The sequence below is a fragment of the Chitinophaga vietnamensis genome (assembly GCF_902167635.1).
In the GTDB taxonomy this organism is placed as follows: domain Bacteria; phylum Bacteroidota; class Bacteroidia; order Chitinophagales; family Chitinophagaceae; genus Chitinophaga; species Chitinophaga vietnamensis.
On sequence record NZ_CABHMS010000007.1, the window covers coordinates 361,468 to 381,290 of the forward strand.

Consider the following 19,823-nt stretch of genomic DNA (forward strand, 5'->3'; position numbering starts at 1 on the left):
AACAGAACAGGATGAAACGATGCTACGCCATCATTGCTGGTATTTTATTGTGGCAGGTTAGCGCCTTCGCACAGGCCCCTGCCGTTAAAGGACAGAACGGGGCAGTCAAACAAGACGCTAAGGGACAAGGTCCCAACATGCCGCAGATCGGCCACCTCTTTGGAAAATTACAGGACGCCAAAACCAATAAACCCATAGAATACGCCTCTGTGGCCTTGTTGCGCCAGCGCGACTCCACCGTGGTTACCGGCATGCTCACCAAAGGCAATGGCGATTTCAGCCTGGAAAACCTGCCCTTCGGGCAATTCATCATCCGCGTGAACTTCATGGGATATGTGACCTTACAAAAGAAAGTGACCATCACGCCGCAAACCATAGAACAGGATCTTGGCAATATCAAGATGCAACCTAACGTGAAAATGCTGCAAAGCGTGGAGGTGACCGGGCAGAAAAGCGCCTTCACCATGGGCATCGATAAAAAGGTATTTAACGTAGACCGTAACCTCGTGAGCGTAGGCGGTACCGCCACAGACGTGCTCAAGAGCGTGCCTTCTGTAAGCGTAGACCTGGACGGCAACGTCACCGTGCGCAATGCATCTCCCAACATCTTTGTAGATGGTAAACCTTCTACCCTCACCCTCGACCAGATACCCGCAGACGCGATCGAAAGTGTGGAACTGATCACCAACCCCTCCGCCAAATACGATGCAGAGGGCATGTCGGGCATCCTGAATATTGTGCTGAAGAAAAACAAGAAAGCCGGCTTCAACGGCAATATACAAGCGGGTATTGGCACAGGCAACAAATACAATGGCGGCGGCAACATCGCGGTACGACAGGGTAAAGTAAATGTGTTTGCCAGCTATAATATCAACGCCAATCAAACCTGGGGCGAAGGCACCACCACCCGCACCAACTACGGCGGTGTCAAAGGCTCCGCAGCCGATACCAATTTCCTCTTCCAGAACAGCAACAGCAAAAGCAAGCCCCTGTTCCAGTTTGGCCGTTTTGGTATCGACTATTATCTCGACAACAGAAATACTTTATCTGTTTCACAAAATATTGTAGCGGGAGATTTTAAAACATCGGAAGACCTGCTCAGCACCTTCCAGGACAAAGATCATAACACTACCGGCCGCAACGACCGTCTCAACAACAGTAATTTCAATTTCCGGAACTATACCACTGCCTTGAGTTTCAAGCACACCTTCGCGAAACAGAACGAAGAGTGGACCGCTGATGCCAACTACAACCGCAGCACCAACAGCCGCAACGGCGACTATATCACTCAAGCGCAAAACCCGCTGGGGCAGCCCATTGGACAGTCTGTACGGCAGAACAATACCACAGATGGTAACACTACTTTCATCACCCTGCAAACAGACTACACCGATCCCATCGGCAAAACCGGCAAGCTGGAACTCGGCGCCAAAGCCACTTTGCGCGACTATACCAGCCGCTACGACGTATATAATCAGGACACCCTCACCGGCGCCTTCCCGCATATCGATTCGCTCTCTACCAATTATAAATACAAAGAGCAGATCTATGCCGCCTATGTGAATTACTCCGATGCCATCGGCAATTTCGGCTACCAGCTAGGCCTGCGTGCAGAACAATACATTTACTCCGGGGAGAACCAGGGCATCACCTACAAACCCACGAAAGCCGTGCCTGGCCTGTTTCCCAGCCTCTTCCTTTCACAGAAGCTGCCGCACGACCAGGAGCTGCAACTGAACTATTCACGCCGCGTAATGCGCCCGAACTTCTTTCAGCTGATCCCCTACCGCGACTACAGCGATCCGCAAAACCAGCGCGAAGGGAATCCTGACCTGAAACCGGAATACACCAACAGCATTGAGTTTTCCTATATGAAGAGCTGGAAAACCAGCAGCTTCCTCGGAAGCATCTATTTCAGGAATACCAATAACCTGATCTCTACCATCAGCACGCCGATCGGCAAGGATACGCTGCTTACGCAATACATCAATGCCAACAGGAATAATTCCTACGGCGCAGAGCTGACTTTCAAAAATCAGATCATCCCCGGCTGGGACCTCACTACCAATGTAAACCTTTACCAGACTGAGTTACAGGTGGTCAATAACGGTCAAAATTTTGATAACCGCGGCTTCAGCTGGATGGGTAAGATCAACTCGGAAACCAAGCTGCCAGCGAATTTCACTTTGCAGATCAATGCTACCTATCAGGCGCCCACTATCGCATTGCCTAACAACGGAGGTGGTGGAGGCGGCGGTGGCCGTGGTGGTGGCGGAGGCGGCGGGATGATGATGATCCCCGCATCCGCACAAGGTACCATCAAAGGCTTCAGCATGGTGGATGTAGCCATCCGGAAAGATTTCCTGAAGAACAAAGCCGCGTCTCTTACCCTGAGCCTGTCGGACATTTTCAATACCCGTCAGTATGAGCTGAACCAGCTAACGCCGGCCTTTGACCAGGACTACATCCGCAAGCGCGAATCAAGAGTACTGAAACTCAATTTCAGTTACCGCTTCGGTAAATTCGATACCAACCTCTTCAGGAAGAAAAAACAAAACAACAATAACGATACGCAAATGGGAGACCCTATGCAGAGTTTTTGATTGATAGATAAGTAAAGATGGTGAATGCAAGACCACAAGCCGGCAGCCAGCGTTTCCACGCCCTGCCGGCTTTCTTTATCTTATCTACCACTCATCACAAATCGATACTTTTTAAAAATGTGAAAAGTACTTTTATCCCGGATCAGACATTTATTATTTTCCTTTTTACTACGCATGCGACATTACCATTTGTTGTTGGGGTTGCTGTTTGTTACCGTGTATAACGTCAACGCACAAACGCAGAGTTCAGGGTCATTCAAAGTAACGGGCAAAGTGGTGGATGCCGCCACCAGCAAGCCGGTGGAATATGCTTCTGCCGTATTACTGAAACAAACCGATTCCTCGCTGGTATCGGGGATGTACACCACTAATGCCGGCGGCTTCAGCTTCGCCAATATCACACCGGGCATCTATGTGATACGTGTCACCTTTATGGGATATGATAAACTGGAGAAGGCTGTCCGTGTAGTGGAAGGCAAGCCCACCTATGCCGGCACCCTGCGGCTGCAGCCCGCCGGCAAGATATTGCATGCCGTAGAGATCAAAGCAGAGAAGCCCGCCTTCTCCATGCAGATAGACCGCCAAGTATTCGATGCCGGCAGTATGATCAATGCAGAAGGAGGCACGGGAACGGATATACTGAAAAACATCCCCAGCGTGGATGTAGATATTGATGACAACGTAACGCTGCGCGGCAAAAGCGTCACCATCTATGTTGATGGCAAGCCCTCTCCTTTCGGCGATGCCAAAACAGCCCTGCAAATGATACCCGCCGAAAGCATCGACCGGGTGGAGGTGATCAACAATCCTTCCGCCAAATTCGAAGCCCAGGGCGGCGGCGGCATTATCAATATCGTATTGAAGAAAGACAAAGCCATCGGGTATAATGTGATGTTCAACGCCGGCGCCGCCACCCGCGGCCAGCTCAATGGCAGCGCCAACGCCAGTTTGCGCCTGCGCCGCTTCAACTTCTTCGGTAACTACAATGGCCGGTATGAAGGTATCAATGGCAGCGGCATCAGCTCCCGCCACAACCTCGTGGCGGATAGTAGCAACACCGCCTATTTCCTGCAAGACAGCCACAACGAAAACCGCAACTACAACAATGGCGGGCGCTTTGGCTTCGACTTCTTCATGGATGATCATAACACCTTCACCATCGCCGAAGGCCTCAACTATAACAACAACCGGAACGAAGAACATATCTTCCTCGATTATCTCGACAATAACCGCATACAGCTGCGCAATGGCAACCGTGATAACAACAGCCGCAATAACAGCAATAACAACAATACCAGCCTGAGTTACAAGCATACGTTCAAGAAACCGAACCAGGAGCTCACAGCCTATGCCAGCTACAGCGGCAACCAGAGCCGCTCCGGCAGCGAGTATGAAACACGGTACTTCAAACCCGGCCTGGATACGCTCGACCGCGCCTCCTCACAGCACAACAACGGCATCAACAATAACCGCTTCTGGAACCTGCAATCCGATTACACCTCGCCAATAGGCGCCAAAGGCAAGCTGGAAGCCGGTATGAAGGCTACCATACGGGATATCGGTAACGACTATACGGCCTTGCTCTTCAATAAAGACAGCAGCGCTTATATCAAAAGCCCTTCGCTGTCGAATGAATATAAGTATGAAGAAGATATCTATGGCGCCTATGTGAATTTCGCCAATGCCATCGGCAATCTCGGCTACCAGGCTGGCGTAAGGGCGGAACAGTCTTATCTCAAAGGCTATTCCTTCACCCAGCAGAAGGCGGTCAACAACCGCTTCTTTAATCTCTTCCCCAGCATCTTCCTGAAATATAATATGCCGAAGAACCAGAACCAGAGCCTGGTGTTCAACTACTCCATGCGGATAGACCGGCCCAATTTCGATCAGCTCCTGCCCTACATCAACAACGCCGATCCGCAAAATATCCGGACCGGTAACCCGGATCTGAAATCGGCCCTCACGCATAAAGTGGAGATGAACTATTCCGTATATTATCCTTCTTCCAACAATTACCTGAGCGGCGGCGTATACTATGCGCAAACCAACGACTATATCGACCGTTTCAGCACACTGGATACCACTACGGGCGTCACCACCACCAAACCCATGAACCTGGCCACTTTGCGGAATACTGGCGCTAACCTGTCGTACAGTATCAATTTCACGAAATGGTGGAAAGCCTCCGCCAACCTGAATGCAGAGTATAACCAGATTAGTGGTCCGGTAGTAAATATCGATAACGTCACTTATGGCATCAATGCCAATACGCAGTTCCGCTTGCCAGCGAAATTCAGCATCGAGCTGAGTGGTCATTACCGTTCGCCGCGCATCCAGCCGCAAGGCACCTTCAAAGCCATGAACGGCATCGACTTCGGCATCCGCAAGGAAATGCTCAAGACCAAGGCATTAGTAATAGCCCTGAATATCTCCGACCTGCTCAATACCCAGCAGTACAGCTCTCACTACGAAACTTCCACCTTCATACAGGACTATGACCGGAAACGCACCACCCGCTTCATTCGCGTCAACATCCGGTACAGATTCGGCAAAATGGACCCGAACATGTTCCGCAAGAAAAAACAACAACAGGAAGAAGAAGAGAAACCACAGGAAGAGGCGCCACATCCGGAGAAGGGAAGACTATAAATATTTAGGGATTTTTTGATTTAGGGATTTTTTGATTTGAGGGGACCTGAAATTCCCCTCAAATCAAGAAATCCCTAAATCAAAAAATCCCTAAATATCCTTTATTTTTTCCCGGCCAGCATTGGCACAAAGGAGAAGTTGTCGAAGAGTTCCTGTTCGGTTTCGGTATCGCTCACTTTGGTGATGCGGAGCATGCGTTGTATTTCCTGGCCACCAACGGGGATCACCATTTTACCGCCTATCTTGAGCTGCTGTAGCAGCTTTTCAGGGATATGCGGAGCGGCGGCGGTAACCAGTATTTTGTCGAATGGCGCGTAGGAAGGTAGTCCTTCGTAGCCATCGCCGTAGAAGAAGCGGAGGTTGGGGTATTTGGATTTGAACTGGAATTGTTTCACCTGGTCGAACAGCCGCTTTTGCCGCTCGATGGTGAGCACATTGGCTTTCAGTTCGGCCAGTACGCAAGCCTGATAGGCGCTGCCGGTGCCTATTTCCAGCACTTTCTCGTAAGGCTTCACTTCCAGGAGCTGCGTTTGATAGGCCACGGTATATGGCTGTGAAATCGTTTGTCCTTCACCGATAGGAAAGGCACGGTCGTCATAGGCTATGCTTTCAAAAGCCGTATCAAGAAAAAAGTGCCGGGGAATATTATTGATAGCCGCCAGTACGTTTTCGTCTGTGATGCCTTTCTGACGGATACTATCAACCAGTTGTTTGCGTAATCCTTTTTGTTTATAAGTATCTTCATACCGCCTCATGCCGCAAAATTAACCAATACCAGCGATTTTCCGATTTTGAATTTCCCACATTGGTTTTTTTATTTTTACTTTACAATCCGTTTTGGCCCACCTGGCTCATCAAAACATGTAAATTATGGATATCAATATTCAAAACAAAGTAGCGCAATGGCTCAATGGCAACTACGATGCTGACACCGTTGCTACCCTGAAGAAAATGCAGGCGGAAAACCCTGAAGAGCTGACAGATGCATTTTACCGCAACCTCGAATTTGGCACTGGTGGCCTCCGCGGCGTGATGGGCGTAGGTACCAACCGTATGAACAAATATACCGTAGGGATGGCTACCCAAGGCTTTGCCAACTATCTGAAAGAGAGCTTTAAGGGCGAGATCAAAGTAGCGCTGGCACACGACAGCCGCAACAATTCCCGTTTCTTTGCCGAAACAGCCGCGAACGTTTTTGCGGCCAACGGTATCAAGGTATTTCTGTTCGAAAGCCTGCGGCCCACGCCAGAGCTGTCTTTCACCATCCGCCACCTCCAATGCCAGGGCGGCGTGGTACTCACCGCCTCCCACAACCCGAAAGAATATAACGGCTACAAAGCCTACTGGAATGATGGCGCACAGCTGGTGCCCCCGCACGATAAAAACGTGATCCGCGAAGTGGAAAAGATCGCCTCCCCCGACGAAGTGAAATGGACCGGCGGCGAAGCCAATATCACCATCATCGGTAAAGATGTAGATGAAGCCTACCTGCAGGAACTGCAAAGCCTCTCCATCAACCCCGATATCAACAAACAACAGCACGATCTTAAAATAGTATATACGCCCATCCACGGTACCGGCATCACCATGGTACCAGAGATACTGAAACGCTATGGCTTCACCAATGTGAACATCGTAGCCGAGCAAGCCACGCCGGATGGCAACTTCCCAACCGTCGTATATCCAAACCCGGAAGAAGCAGAAGCCATGAGCCTCGGCCTCAAAAAGGCCAAAGAGCTGGATGCTGATATCCTGCTGGGCACCGACCCCGACTCAGATCGTGTAGGCATTGCCGTTAAAGACCTGAAAGGTGAATGGATACTGCTCAACGGCAACCAAACCGCTGCCCTGCTCTTCAACTACATCATCGAAGGCCGCAAGGAAAAAGGCCTGGCCAAACCGGAAGACTATGTTTGTAAAACAGTAGTGACCTCTGACCTCATCGATGTATTCGCCGCTAAAAATAATATCCGTTGCTACAATGTGCTCACCGGCTTCAAATGGATCGCTGACCTGATCCACCGCAAAGAGCCACAGGAGCGGTTTATCTGCGGTGGCGAAGAATCTTATGGTTATATGATCGGCCGTAATGTGCGCGACAAAGACGCTGTGTCTTCCGTAGCCATGATCTGCGAAATGGCCGCTGTAGCCCGCAGCCAGGGTAAATCACTGTATGAACAACTGATCAATATCTACCTGAAATACGGTTACTATAAAGAACAGCTGATCTCTATTACCAAAAAAGGCATGAAGGGCGCCGAAGAGATTGCAGACATGATGCGTGGCTACCGCGAGAATCCACCCGCCACCATCAACGGCTCCGCAGTGATAACCCTTTTCGATTACCAGCTGCAACAGGTGAAAGATATCAAAACCGGCGAAATGAAGGCAATCGATCTGCCTAAATCCAATGTGTTGCAATTTTTGCTCGCCGACGGCAGTAAAATATCTGCACGCCCTTCCGGCACCGAACCAAAAATTAAATTCTATTTCAGCGTGAATGCGCCACTGGACAGCGTTTCTAACTTCGACAAAGTAACTGCCGAACTGGAACAAAAGATCAATGGCATTATTTCAGACCTGAAACTGAAATAATATAATTAAAGCTGATGGCTCATCAGGGCCATCAGCTTTTTCTCTCATGAAGCGCCTACTTTTTATACCTCTTCTGCTACTGCTATGCACCACCCATGCACAACAGCGGACACCTTTTTTTTCGTTACCCGATACCACTATTAAATCACGCATATGGATATTGAGCGGCGTAACCGCCGCCCTGTATGGCAGCAGCCTCGTAGCGCTCAATTCAGCCTGGTACAAAGACTATCCCCGTAGCTCGTTTCATTTTTTCAATGATATGAATGAATGGAAACAGATGGACAAGTTCGGGCATATTTTCAGCGCGTACTTCATTGGTAAATACAGCCGCGAAATGTGGCGCTGGTCGGGGCTCCCGCGCAAACAACAAATATGGATCGGCGGCCTGAGCGGCCTCGCCTATCAATCCGTCATTGAAATACTCGACGGCTATTCCGCCGAATGGGGCTTCTCCTGGGGCGATATGGGCGCCAACGCCATCGGCTCCGGCCTGCTCATCAGCCAGGAACTCGCCTGGAATGAACAACGCATCCAGATCAAGTTTTCTTCTTTTCCGAAAAGCTATGATGATCCCGTGCTCAAAAGCAAGACAGACCAGCTTTTCGGCACCAACATCTTCGAACGCACGCTTAAAGATTACAATGCACAAACCTATTGGCTGTCTGTAAATCTATACTCCTTCGCCAAACAAAGCCATCTTCCGAAATGGCTCAACATCGCCGTGGGATATGGCGCCGACAACATGTTCGGCGGCACCGGCAACAGCTGGACCGACAACAAAGGCATCGTATATGATTACAGCCACATCCCGCGCATACGGCAGTTCTACCTCTCGCCGGATGTGGACTTCACCAAAATACCCACGCGCAGAAAAGGCGTGAGAGTGATATTCCAGCTGCTGAACATGCTGAAATTCCCCGCGCCCACACTGGAAATCAATTCCAGGGGCAACGTGAAACTACACGCGATACATTTTTAAAGATTATTGAAGATAAGCGGAGATGATCTCCTCGCCTTCCATCTCCACCATCACCATATCCTGTAAGGTGGTAGACAGCGAGAAGCCAACGAAATCAACTGATAAAGGGAAAGATTTATGCTTGCGATCCACCAATACGGCGGTTTGTATTTTGGCTGGAAGATAGGCCAGCAGCGGCTTCAGGGCATATAACATGGTGCGGCCTGAATTGGCTACATCATCAATCACCACAACCACCTTGCCATTGAAATCGATCTGTTCAGACACCGTTACTTCACCCGGCTTTTGTTTGTCGAGCCGCAATTCGATGATCTTCATTTTCAAAGGAGAGATCTGTTGCAGGATCGCTGCAATTTTATGCGCTATGATCACTCCCCTGTCCCAGATACCGGCCAGTATGATCTCTTCGCCATCGCTGTTATGCTCATATATCTCATAGGCGATCCGCTCTAATTTCTTACCGATGCTATCTTTTGTGAGAATGATATTTTTCATGCGTCAAAAATAAGGCTTTAAATTTTTTGATTTTCGGATTTATTGATTTTCGGATTTATTTTTTTCAAGGCTATGCCAGTGCTGTGGGAAAATCTCAAAGAAACAAATTCGAAAATCAAAAAATTCGAAAATTTCGAAATAAAACAAATACGCTAAATTAGGGAGTCAAATCTGAATTCATGCGAATTGTACAAGAGTTGTTATTTGTAATTGCCTTCGGCGCAGCGGTTTATCTCTTCGCCGGAAAGGCGCGCCAGATCAGGAAAAACATCCTGCTTGGCCGGGACGAGGACCTCAGCGATCATCCCGGCGAACGTTGGAGGAACCTGTTGCTGCTGGCCTTCGGGCAAAAGAAAATGTTTCGTAATCCCCTGGTGGCGGTGCTGCATTTTTTTGTGTATGCCGGCTTCCTGATCATCAACCTTGAAATACTGGAGATCATACTGGATGGTATTTTAGGCACACATCGTTTATTCGTTCCCGTATTAGGTAGCCTGTACCCGGTATTGATCGGCTTATTTGAGATATTGGCCACCCTGGTGATCCTCGGTTGCGCCATCTTTCTGGTGCGCAGGAATATCCTCAAGCTGCGCCGCTTCATCAGCAAAGACCTTGACGGATGGCCGCGTTCAGACGCCAACTATATCCTTATCACCGAGATCGTATTGATGCTGTTGTTCCTCACCATGAACACAGCCGACCAGGAGCTGCAATCACGCGGGGCCGCACATTATATCAGCACCGGCCATTTCTGGGTGAGCGGCATGCTCACTCCTCTTGTGAAGGGCATGTCTGACGGCAGCCTTGAAGCGCTGGAACGCAGCTGCTGGTGGTTGCATATCCTCGGTGTATTGGCCTTTCTCAATTATCTCCCTTACTCCAAGCACCTGCATATTATATTGGCATTCCCCAACTCCTATTATGCCCGCCTGAAGCCGAATGGAGAAATGGATAACATGCCTGCCGTACAGAAAGAAGTACAGCTGATGTTACAGCCAGAACTGGCTGCCAGCGAGCCGCCATCCAGCGAGATGCCCAAGTTCGGCGCCAAAGATATCTTTGATCTCTCCTGGAAAAATCTGCTCGACGCCTATAGCTGCACCGAGTGCGGACGCTGCTCTGCTGCCTGTCCGGCCAACCTCACCGGCAAGCTGCTCTCGCCCCGCAAGATCATGATGGATACCCGCGACCGCGCAGAAGAAATAGGCCGCAACATCAAAGCCAACGGCACTTTCACGGATGATGGCAAAACGCTGCTGCGTAATTATATATCAGAAGAAGAACTGCGCGCCTGCACCACCTGCAATGCCTGCGTACAGGAATGCCCGGTAAGTATCAATCCGCTCGATATCATCCTGCAACTGCGCCGCCACCTGGTGATGGAAGAATCCAGCGCACCTGCCGAATGGACGGGCATGTTCAGCAATATCGAAAACAATATGGCGCCCTGGAAATTTGGTGCAGACGACCGCGAGAAATGGATCGCCGAATTGAACAGCTAATCTTTTCATTTTAAAATCATCCTGATGCATATAAAAACAATGGCAGAATATGCCGCCAGTGGCGAAACACCGGAAGTGCTCTTCTGGGTGGGCTGCGCCAGCAGTTTCGACCAGCGTACACAAAAGATCACCAAAGCATTTGCAACGATATTGGATAAAGTGGGCGTGCCCTTCGCCGTATTGGGAAAAGAAGAAAGCTGCACCGGCGACCCCGCGCGCCGCGCCGGCAATGAATTTATTTTCCAGATGATGGCACAAACAAATATACAGGTGCTTAATATGTACGGCATCAAAAAAATTGTGACCACCTGCCCGCACTGCTTCAACACCCTGAAAAATGAATATCCCGCATTGGGCGGCAACTATGAAGTGATACATCATACCACATTCCTGCAATCGCTGATCGATGAGGGAAAGATCGTGCTGAAAGAAGGCGGCGACTTCAAAGGCAAGAAGATCACCTATCACGATTCCTGCTACCTGGGCCGCGCCAACGATATCTACGAAGCGCCGCGCAAGGTGCTGGAAGCCCTCGACGCCGAGCTGATAGAGATGAAACGCTGTCGCAGCAAGGGTCTTTGCTGTGGCGCAGGCGGCGCGCAGATGTTCAAGGAAGAAGAGAAAGGCGCCACACGTATCAACTTTGAACGCGGCCGCGAAGCCGTGGATACCGGCGCTACCGTGATCGCTTCCAACTGCCCCTTCTGCATGACTATGCTCACCGATGGCGTGAAAGAAGCAGGCAAGGAAGATAGCATCAAAGTGCTCGACCTCGCGGAGATCATCGCAGCATCACTTCTCGAAGGAAAGCCTTAATTTCGCAACATGAACAAGATACATTTCCCTGAAGGATTTTCTCCTGCTTCCAGGGTTTGGATATACCAGAGTAACCGGCCATTCAACGAACAGGAAGTAGCGGAGATCAATGAACAATTGCACCAGTTCACCGCACAATGGAACGCTCATGGCGCGCCGGTAAAGGGCTGGGGCGCGGTAGTGCTGAACCAGGTCATCGTCCTGATCGCTGACGAAACACAGACCACCGTAAGCGGATGCAGCACCGACAGCTCCGTCCGTATTATTAAAAGCATTGAAAGGCAATACGAAGTAAATATGTTCGACCGCCTGCTGCTGGGCTTCATCGTAAAAGACAAAGTGCAGCTCCTGCCGATGGCGCAAGTGCCTTACGCGCTGGAAAAAGGATATATCGACGAAAATACTTTGTATCTAAACAATACCGTACTGACCAAAGCCGAGCTCGACACGAAATGGCTCATCCCCTTGAAAGACAGCTGGCTGGCCGCCAAACTCGGTGTAAAGGCCTGAATCATTGAAGCCCCCTGCTACCGCCGGGGGCTTTTTTAATACCATCCACCTGAAAGCCGCTGCCCGCAAGCCTTTCCAGCACCCTTACAAATATGCTGCCATTATGGCATTTTTATGTTTTAATTGCTTATTTTTGCCATCCTAAATTTGAGATAGGAAATGCTGGATCAGATCACTAAAGTACATGATGAAACACGCCAGGGAGAAGCCTTTGCTCCCGCGGCAGACCACACGCAAACGTATAATAAAAAGTTTTATATAGAGAGCTATGGCTGTGCGATGAACTTCAACGACAGCGAGATCGTAGCGTCCATCCTTAACCAGGAAGGCTTTGGCGCCACCCGCAACATGGAAGAGGCCAACCTGATCCTGGTGAACACCTGCTCTATCCGTGAAAAAGCAGAACAGACCGTGCGCAAGCGCCTCACCGAATTCAAGAGCGCCAAGAAAAACAATCCTGGCCTGCTCGTAGGCATCCTGGGATGTATGGCCGAAAGGCTCAAAGCCCAGCTGCTGGAAGAAGAGAAACTGGTAGACCTGGTAGTAGGGCCAGACGCCTACCGCAGCCTGCCCGGTCTTATCGCCGCCGCCGAAACCGGCCATAAATCAGTGAACGTGCTGCTCAGCCGTGAAGAGACCTATGGCGATATCAGCCCGGTAAGACTGGATAACAACGGCGTCACCTCCTTCGTGTCGATCATGAGAGGCTGTAATAACATGTGCTCCTTTTGTGTAGTGCCCTTCACCCGCGGCCGCGAACGCAGCAGGGACGCGCACTCCATCGTTAGAGAAGCTACAGAGCTGTTCAACAATGGCTACCGCGAAGTAACCCTCCTCGGCCAGAACGTAGACTCCTACTACTGGACCAGCGACGACGACAGCGAAACCGTTACCTTCGCCATGCTGCTCGAAAAAGTGGCGCTCATCCATCCTTTGCTGCGCGTACGTTTCAGCACTTCCCATCCAAAAGATATCACCGATGAAGTGCTGTTCATCATGGCCAAATACGAAAACATCTGCAATTATATCCACCTGCCCGTACAAAGCGGCAGCACCCGCATCCTCCAACTGATGAACCGCACCTATACCCGCGAATGGTATATGAAAAAGGTGGAACGCATCCGTGAAATACTGCCCGACTGCGGACTTTCAACGGATATCATCTGCGGCTTCTGTACCGAAACAGAAGAGGATCACCAGGAAACATTGGAGATAATGAAATTTGCCCGTTACGACCTCGCCTATATGTACTTCTATTCCGAACGCCCCGGAACGCTGGCTGCACGCCGCTTCCAGGACGATGTACCGGAAGAAGTGAAGAAAAGAAGGCTCGCCGAAGTAGTGGAACTGCACCGCAGCCACTCCCTCGAAAGCATGCAGCAGGATGTAGGCAAAACCTTCAAAGTGTTGGTGGAAGGCACTTCCAAACGTTCAGACGCCGACCTGTTTGGCCGCAACGACCAGAACAAGGTGATCGTGTTCCCTAAAGAACACTACCAGAAAGGCGACTACGTAATGGTGGAAGTGATCAGCTGTACCTCTGGTACGCTCATCGGAAAAGCAGTACACTAGCTGCAATTTTTTAATCAAAAACAAAGGGTTAACCACATGGACATTCAGGCTATCAAAAACAGGTTTGGCATTATTGGTAATAGTCCCGCGCTGAACTATGCATTGCAGGTAGCTGTACAGGTTGCCAATACCGACCTTACAGTACTGATCAACGGCGAAAGCGGTGTGGGTAAAGAGGTTTTTTCTCAGATCATCCATGCATTGAGTGCACGTAAACATAATCCGTTCATCGCCGTGAACTGCGGCGCCATCCCGGAAGGAACGATCGACTCCGAGCTGTTCGGCCATGAGAAAGGCTCCTTCACCGGCGCAGTAGACAGCCGCAAAGGCTATTTTGAAACGGTGAACGGCGGCACCATCTTCCTCGACGAGATCGGTGAAATGCCGCTCGGCACACAGGCCCGCCTGCTGCGCGTACTCGAAACAGGCGAGTACATCCGCGTAGGCTCCTCCAAAGTACAGAAAACAGACGTGCGCGTGATCGCCGCCACCAACCGCGATCTCCTCGAACGTACCCAGCAAGGCAAATTCCGGGAAGACCTGTACTACCGCCTCAACACCGTGCCTATCCGCGTTCCGGCGCTGCGCGACCGCAAGGAAGATATTCCGCTGCTGTTCCGTAAATTCTCTGTCGACTTCTCCGAAAAATATAAAACGCCTTCCATCCAGCTGGATGATGAAGCGCGTAACATCCTGATCAATTACCCCTGGCGCGGTAATGTACGCGAGCTGAAGAACATCGCAGAACAGATCTCTGTATTGTCTTCCGACAAACTCGTAACCGCCAATGATCTCAAACGCTTCCTCCCGGAGCAGCCGGAGGTGAACAGGCTGCCTATGCTCGCAGCCCCGCAACAGCAGTCTGGCAGCGACTTTGCCAGCGAAAGGGATATCCTCTACAAACTCTTCTTTGATATGAAGAAAGACGTGACAGAGGTGAAGAAGATGTTTTTCGATATCCTCCAAAATCCCAACCTGATGCATAATCACGATTATCATCCGGATAATCATGTACTGCACAGCTATCCCGCTACCACGGAGATAACGCCGCAAGCGCCCGCCCTCAACAGTTCCCAGCCGATCATTATCCAGGATAACAAGATCGATCATCATGAAGAGATAGAAGAAACCCTTTCTATCGCCGACAAAGAAAAAGAACTGATCGTGAAAGCGCTGAAAAAGCACAAGGGTAAAAGGAAAGATGCTGCCCTCGACCTGGGCATCTCTGAAAGAACACTTTACCGCAAACTGAAAGAATATAATATCGCAGAATAAAACGCATAACTTGTCAACAATGAGGAGAACATTCTTAGCTATTTTGTCTGTAGCAGTACTGGCCCTGTTGGGCGGCTGCAGCGTGAAATATTCTGCTACCGGCGCCAGCATTGACCAGGAGGCCAAAACAGTGAACGTGCGTTTCATCGAGAACCGTGCGCCGATCAATAACCCTACACTGAGCCAGAAGGTGACCCAGAAGCTGCGCGACAAGATCACCTCTCAAACGCGCCTTACACAGGTGAATGAGAATGAGCCCCGCGCCGATTACGAGATCAGAGGTACGATCACCGGCTATTCATTTTCCAACGCCGCCGTTACCAATGTTGACAAGGCCGCCACTTCCCGTTTAACGATCACAGTGAATATTACGTTCCTCAAACGTGTTGGCGATAAAAAAGGATTTACACAATCTTTCTCGCGCAGCGAGGACTTCAGCGCCAGCCAGCTGCCCAGCTCCGTGGAAGGAGGTTTGATAGAGAAGATCCTGCCTAACCTGGTGGATGATATCTTTAACCGTGCCTTTGCGAACTGGTAATAATTCCGTCAGGAAGTTTTTTCATTTCGGAATTTTACTACATTAGCAACTTATGACGCCAAACAGGATCATCGAACAAATCTTCGGGCAGCCGGGCCTGCACCAGGTGGATGAAGCAGCGCTGGAAAAGCTGGTGGCGAAGTACCCGTATTTTTCTGCCGCCCGCCTTTTGCTGGCGAAGAAAGATTACAGCCATCATGAAGACCTGCACCGCGCTGCGGTGAAAACAGCCTTGCTGTATAGCGCCCAGCCGCATCATGCCTATCATTTTGTGACCAGCGAACCAGTGTTGCAGGAAGTCGAAGAACGCGTGGCCGCTGTGATCCCGGCAGATGAGATCGACCCCGCGCCCTTGGCAGTGGCCGATTTCGAAGCCGCTCCCGTGCAGCACAATGGTACTGCCGAAGTAACAACGGCGCCCGTGCCTGTACCCGATACATTGCCCGAAGCCGCTGCCAGCATGGAAGAAGAAGCCCTGCACGAAGCGATCCCCGTGGCAGACGAAACACCTTTATATACGCCGGCGCCCGACCACGATACTCCGGAAGAGACACCGGAAGAAACGGGACCGATCAAAATATTTCCATTGGAATTACCAGCAGAAGAAGAAACGGTGCTTACTTTTCAGCCATTGTATACCGACGATTATTTCGCCTACAAACGCCTGAAAAACCCTGGTGAGGCCGATGAACTGAACGAACAAGGCGCAGCAGAGATGAAGAGCTTCACCTCCTGGCTGCGGCAAATCAAAGACAATTTCACCGGCAAAACGAACAAAGACTGGTACCACCAGCAGCTTCACCGCCTCTACGAAGAGGATGAGGAACCCGAAGTTTCCGAAACGGTGGAAAAAATGGCGATGGACTCGATTACGCTTACAACGGATATAGTATCTGAAACATTGGCAGAGATATGGGTGAAACAGCAGCGCTATGAGCATGCCATCCAGATATATCAAAAATTAAGTTTGCTTAATCCCGACAAAAACGCTTATTTTGCGCAAAAGATTAAAGAACTCAAGTCACAAACAGACAAAAAATAACAGTAATTTATGTTGATAGTTTTTGGTATCCTGATCATCCTGGCCTGCGTGTTATTAGGTTTCTTCGTGCTGGTCCAGAACCCCAAAGGTGGCGGCCTGTCTGGCTCCTTCGGCGGTATTGGCAATCAGGTGATTGGCGTGCGTCAAACCACGGACGTACTGGAAAAAGGTACCTGGATACTCGCAGTAGTAATTGCACTGCTGTGTCTCACCGCTCCATTCTTCATCGGTAAAACTTCCAAAGTGCCTACCCTGGAACAAACTGCCGTTGAGAAGAGCATTGGTAACCAACCTATCCAGCAGCAACCGCAACAAGCGCCTGCTAATGTGCCAGGCACTACTCCGGCTCCCGCTCCTGCTCCGCAGAAATAATTCTATTTGAATAATATTTCAAGAAACCTCGCCGTTAAAAGCGAGGTTTTTTGTTAGCGTTAATATCATTATGGCGAAAAGAAAAAAACAGTCCAGCCAACGGTCTATCTGGATCAAACGCATACTGGTAGCACTGGGCTGTCTGGCCGCCGGCGCGCTGGTATATATTTCCTACCGCGTGTTCGGCCCTAATACAAAAGCATTTGGCGACAGCAAATTTTTCTATGTTCATACCGGCAGCACCTATGCCAATGTATTGGATGGCCTGGAGGACCAGGGCATTGTACGCAACCGCAACAGCTTCAACTGGGTGGCCAAAGAACTGGGATACCCCAGTCGCGTGAAAGCCGGCCGCTACAAGATTACCCGTGGCATGAGCAATTTCGATATTGTAAAGCTGCTCCGTTCCGGCAAACAAACGCCGGTGGACCTGGTGATCAACAAGCTGCGCACCAAAGATGATTTCGTACACAAGATCAGCCTCAATCTGGAAGCCGATTCCACTGCGCTCCGCGCCATCATGAGCGATCCGGTATACCTCCGCCAGTTCGGCCTCGATACCAATACCGTCATGTGCGCAGTAGTGCCTAATACCTACGAGTTTTACTGGAATACCAACGCCGAAACCGTTTTCAAGAAACTGGAAAAAGCCCGTGAAGATTTCTGGACTGACGAGAGAAAGGCCAAGGCCAAGGCTTTGGGGCTGACGCCCAATGAGGTGACCGCACTCGCTTCTATCGTTGAGGAGGAAACCAACAAGAACGATGAAAAACCGCTCATCGCCAGCGTATACCTGAACCGCTACCGCAAAGGCATGCGCCTTCAGGCCGATCCTACCGTGAAATTCGCCTTGCAGGATTTTGCGCTGAAAAGAATACGCGAAAACCATACACTCTTCGATTCTCCGTATAACACTTACCGTTATGCCGGTTTGCCGCCAGGCCCTATCTGCACGCCTTCTACCAAATCGCTCACGGCTGTGCTGAATACGCCGGAAACAGATTATCTGTATTTTTGTGCCCGGTCCGACTTTTCAGGCTATCACGCTTTTGCAGCCACCTACGCAGAACATCTTGTTAATGCGAAGGCCTACCAGGCAGAGCTGAACAAACGTGGCCTGTAGCCGCATTATTCATTCATTAAAATCCCGGATTAACTCTTGGCGTTTAAACCCGAAAATTATCTCTTCCGCTCCAGGCCTTACCGCTGGCTGGTAAACCGGAGCAAAACACTGATCCTTCCCGGGTTTGAAGGATTACCATTATATGATGTGCTGAAGTTTTTCGGCCAGGAAACAAAGGCCAGAGGCCTCGGCGACAGAGCCAGGGCTATCTCGTTCAACTTCCTGCTGGCGATACCGCCCTTCTTCATCTTCCTGTTCACCCTCGTGCCCTTCATCCCGATGAAGAATATAGAGGCCACATTATACGATCTCGCACAGGACCTCACGCCTAATTACAATACGTATATGATCGTGCGGGAGATGATCCATGATTTCCTGTACACGCATCGCAATGGCTTGCTATCGGTAGCTTTCCTCATGGGCTTCTTCTACTCTTCCAATGGCGTGATGGGCATCTTGCGTTCCTTCAACAAGATCGAAGGCGCCGGTTTCCGTAAACGTAAATGGTGGCAAACAAGGCTCACCGCTTTGCAGCTCACCGCCCTTGTAGTGGTGCTGTTGCTCATTACCGTGGTGCTGGTGATCGTGCAGGGCGCTACGCTGAAGCTGGTTTTCAACTGGACAGGTATCAAAAGCGCCTGGCTGCGCACAACGATCGATGTCGCCCGCTGGCTGATGATCATATCATTGTTCTATTCTATCAACGCAGTACTGTACCGCTTCGGACCAGCCACCACCAAACGTTGGAAGTTCATCACCGCAGGCGCCACAGTAGCCACTTTGAGCATGATACTCGTTACCCTGGGCTTCTCCTATTTTGTAAACAACTTCGGTAACTACAACAAGATCTACGGCTCTATCGGTACCATCCTCATCTTGATGCTGTGGGTATTCTTCAACTCTTTCTTCCTGCTGGTAGGTTTCGAGCTGAATGCCAGCATCCGCCGGCTTAGTGATGAAAAGAAAGGTGAATAATTTTTATTTTATCTTTTTTTATCATATCTTTCTATATACTATCTGTATTCTACCATGATCAAGCTGGTGCTTTATTTATCCTGCTGTACGCTCTTGTTCACCGCCTTTCAGCCTGCCCGGGAAGACGCGCTGGAACTGGGTTCCCTGATACCGAAAGCCGATATCCGCTGTACCGACATCTCCGGAAAAGAACTGTCGCTCAACGATGCCAGAGGCGCCAATGGCCTGCTGGTAATATTTGTAGCCAATCGCTGTCCGTACATGCAACGCAACCAGGAACGCCTGCATGCTGCCTGTAGCCTGGCGCGCAAACATAATATCGGCATAGCGATGATCAACTCCAACGAAGCGGCCCGCGTAGAAGGAGAATCGCTCACCGCCATGAAAGAATATGCCGCCAAACAGCAATACAATTGCTACTACCTCCTCGATCACAACGCCGAACTCGCCGACGCCTTCGATGCCAACCACACACCCGAATGCTTCCTCTTCGATAAAAACAGCCGCCTCGTATACAAAGGCGCCATCGACGACAGTCCCGGCAACGCCGACGCCGTTAAAGCCAAACTACTTCTCAACGCCCTCAATGATGTAGCCGCCGGCAAAGCCGTAGCCGTCGGGAGTTCCAACGCATTGGGATGTAATATCAAACGGAAGTTGTAACGCGAAGGTTGTCTTTGCTCAGGATTATACTGATTGAAAGGATTACCAGGATTTTTTTATAAGGATTAATAAAGATTAAAAAAAGGATTCGCGAAGATCGAATTGAAATGA

17 protein-coding genes are annotated in these 19,823 nt (G+C 50.1%); 15 read left to right on the forward strand and 2 right to left on the reverse strand.

The window, feature by feature from the left end; all coding sequences use genetic code 11:
* Positions 1-11: 11 nt before the first annotated feature.
* The gene (locus FPG75_RS20215) at positions 12-2,603 is read left to right on the forward strand and encodes a TonB-dependent receptor domain-containing protein (protein ID WP_143309284.1); all 2,592 of its coding nucleotides are present in this window, start codon (positions 12-14) and stop codon (positions 2,601-2,603) included.
* A 174-nt stretch (positions 2,604-2,777) separates the two neighbouring features.
* On the forward strand, positions 2,778-5,252 hold the full coding sequence (locus FPG75_RS20220; protein WP_143309286.1) for a TonB-dependent receptor: 2,475 nt from the start codon (positions 2,778-2,780) through the stop codon (positions 5,250-5,252).
* 101 nt (positions 5,253-5,353) lie between these two features.
* Here the strand turns inward: FPG75_RS20220 and FPG75_RS20225 are convergent, their stop codons facing one another.
* The gene (locus FPG75_RS20225; RefSeq protein WP_143309288.1) at positions 5,354-6,007 is read right to left on the reverse strand and encodes a protein-L-isoaspartate(D-aspartate) O-methyltransferase; all 654 of its coding nucleotides are present in this window, start codon (positions 6,005-6,007) and stop codon (positions 5,354-5,356) included.
* Between the two features lie 115 nt (positions 6,008-6,122).
* On the opposite strand from FPG75_RS20225, the gene FPG75_RS20230 reads away from it, so the two are divergent.
* Positions 6,123-7,847 carry a phospho-sugar mutase gene (locus FPG75_RS20230; RefSeq protein WP_143309291.1) on the forward strand — a complete coding sequence of 575 codons (1,725 nt, stop codon included), beginning with the start codon at positions 6,123-6,125 and terminating at the stop codon, positions 7,845-7,847.
* A gap of 46 nt (positions 7,848-7,893) precedes the next feature.
* Entirely contained in the window at positions 7,894-8,829 is a 936-nt protein-coding gene (locus FPG75_RS20235) for a DUF2279 domain-containing protein (protein ID WP_143309293.1), read from the forward strand.
* 3 nt (positions 8,830-8,832) lie between these two features.
* On the opposite strand, the gene FPG75_RS20240 is transcribed toward FPG75_RS20235, so the two are convergent.
* The gene (locus FPG75_RS20240) at positions 8,833-9,324 is read right to left on the reverse strand and encodes a phosphoribosyltransferase family protein (RefSeq protein WP_143309295.1); all 492 of its coding nucleotides are present in this window, start codon (positions 9,322-9,324) and stop codon (positions 8,833-8,835) included.
* Positions 9,325-9,503: 179 nt separating this feature from the next.
* Here FPG75_RS20240 and FPG75_RS20245 point away from each other — a divergent pair, with 179 nt between their 5' ends.
* The 11 genes from FPG75_RS20245 (at position 9,504) to FPG75_RS20295 (ending at position 19,712) form a co-directional block, all read left to right on the forward strand.
* Entirely contained in the window at positions 9,504-10,826 is a 1,323-nt protein-coding gene (locus FPG75_RS20245) for a (Fe-S)-binding protein (RefSeq protein WP_143309297.1), read from the forward strand.
* A gap of 24 nt (positions 10,827-10,850) precedes the next feature.
* Positions 10,851-11,642, forward strand: coding sequence for a (Fe-S)-binding protein (locus FPG75_RS20250; protein WP_143309299.1), 792 nt, complete (start codon positions 10,851-10,853; stop codon positions 11,640-11,642).
* Positions 11,643-11,651: 9 nt separating this feature from the next.
* Positions 11,652-12,152: a hypothetical protein gene (locus FPG75_RS20255; protein WP_143309301.1), complete on the forward strand. Its 501-nt coding sequence runs from the start codon at positions 11,652-11,654 to the stop codon at positions 12,150-12,152.
* A gap of 159 nt (positions 12,153-12,311) precedes the next feature.
* Positions 12,312-13,724, forward strand: a complete 1,413-nt coding sequence (miaB, locus tag FPG75_RS20260; protein WP_143309303.1) for a tRNA (N6-isopentenyl adenosine(37)-C2)-methylthiotransferase MiaB — start codon at positions 12,312-12,314, stop codon at positions 13,722-13,724.
* A 36-nt stretch (positions 13,725-13,760) separates the two neighbouring features.
* A complete protein-coding gene (locus tag FPG75_RS20265; RefSeq protein WP_143309305.1) occupies positions 13,761-14,999 on the forward strand; it encodes a sigma-54 interaction domain-containing protein in 1,239 nt (412 codons plus the stop codon).
* 19 nt (positions 15,000-15,018) lie between these two features.
* Positions 15,019-15,537 carry an LPS assembly lipoprotein LptE gene (gene lptE / locus FPG75_RS20270; RefSeq protein ID WP_143309307.1) on the forward strand — a complete coding sequence of 173 codons (519 nt, stop codon included), beginning with the start codon at positions 15,019-15,021 and terminating at the stop codon, positions 15,535-15,537.
* A gap of 52 nt (positions 15,538-15,589) precedes the next feature.
* Positions 15,590-16,579 (forward strand): hypothetical protein, encoded by a 990-nt coding sequence (locus FPG75_RS20275; protein WP_143309309.1) that lies wholly within the window; start codon positions 15,590-15,592, stop codon positions 16,577-16,579.
* A 9-nt stretch (positions 16,580-16,588) separates the two neighbouring features.
* Positions 16,589-16,951, forward strand: coding sequence for a preprotein translocase subunit SecG (secG, locus tag FPG75_RS20280; protein ID WP_143309310.1), 363 nt, complete (start codon positions 16,589-16,591; stop codon positions 16,949-16,951).
* A gap of 70 nt (positions 16,952-17,021) precedes the next feature.
* Positions 17,022-18,074 (forward strand): endolytic transglycosylase MltG, encoded by a 1,053-nt coding sequence (gene mltG, locus FPG75_RS20285; protein ID WP_143309312.1) that lies wholly within the window; start codon positions 17,022-17,024, stop codon positions 18,072-18,074.
* Positions 18,075-18,110: 36 nt separating this feature from the next.
* Entirely contained in the window at positions 18,111-19,049 is a 939-nt protein-coding gene (locus FPG75_RS20290; RefSeq protein ID WP_143309315.1) for a YihY/virulence factor BrkB family protein, read from the forward strand.
* A 54-nt stretch (positions 19,050-19,103) separates the two neighbouring features.
* Positions 19,104-19,712 (forward strand): redoxin domain-containing protein, encoded by a 609-nt coding sequence (locus tag FPG75_RS20295; protein ID WP_143309317.1) that lies wholly within the window; start codon positions 19,104-19,106, stop codon positions 19,710-19,712.
* Positions 19,713-19,823 lie beyond the last annotated feature (111 nt).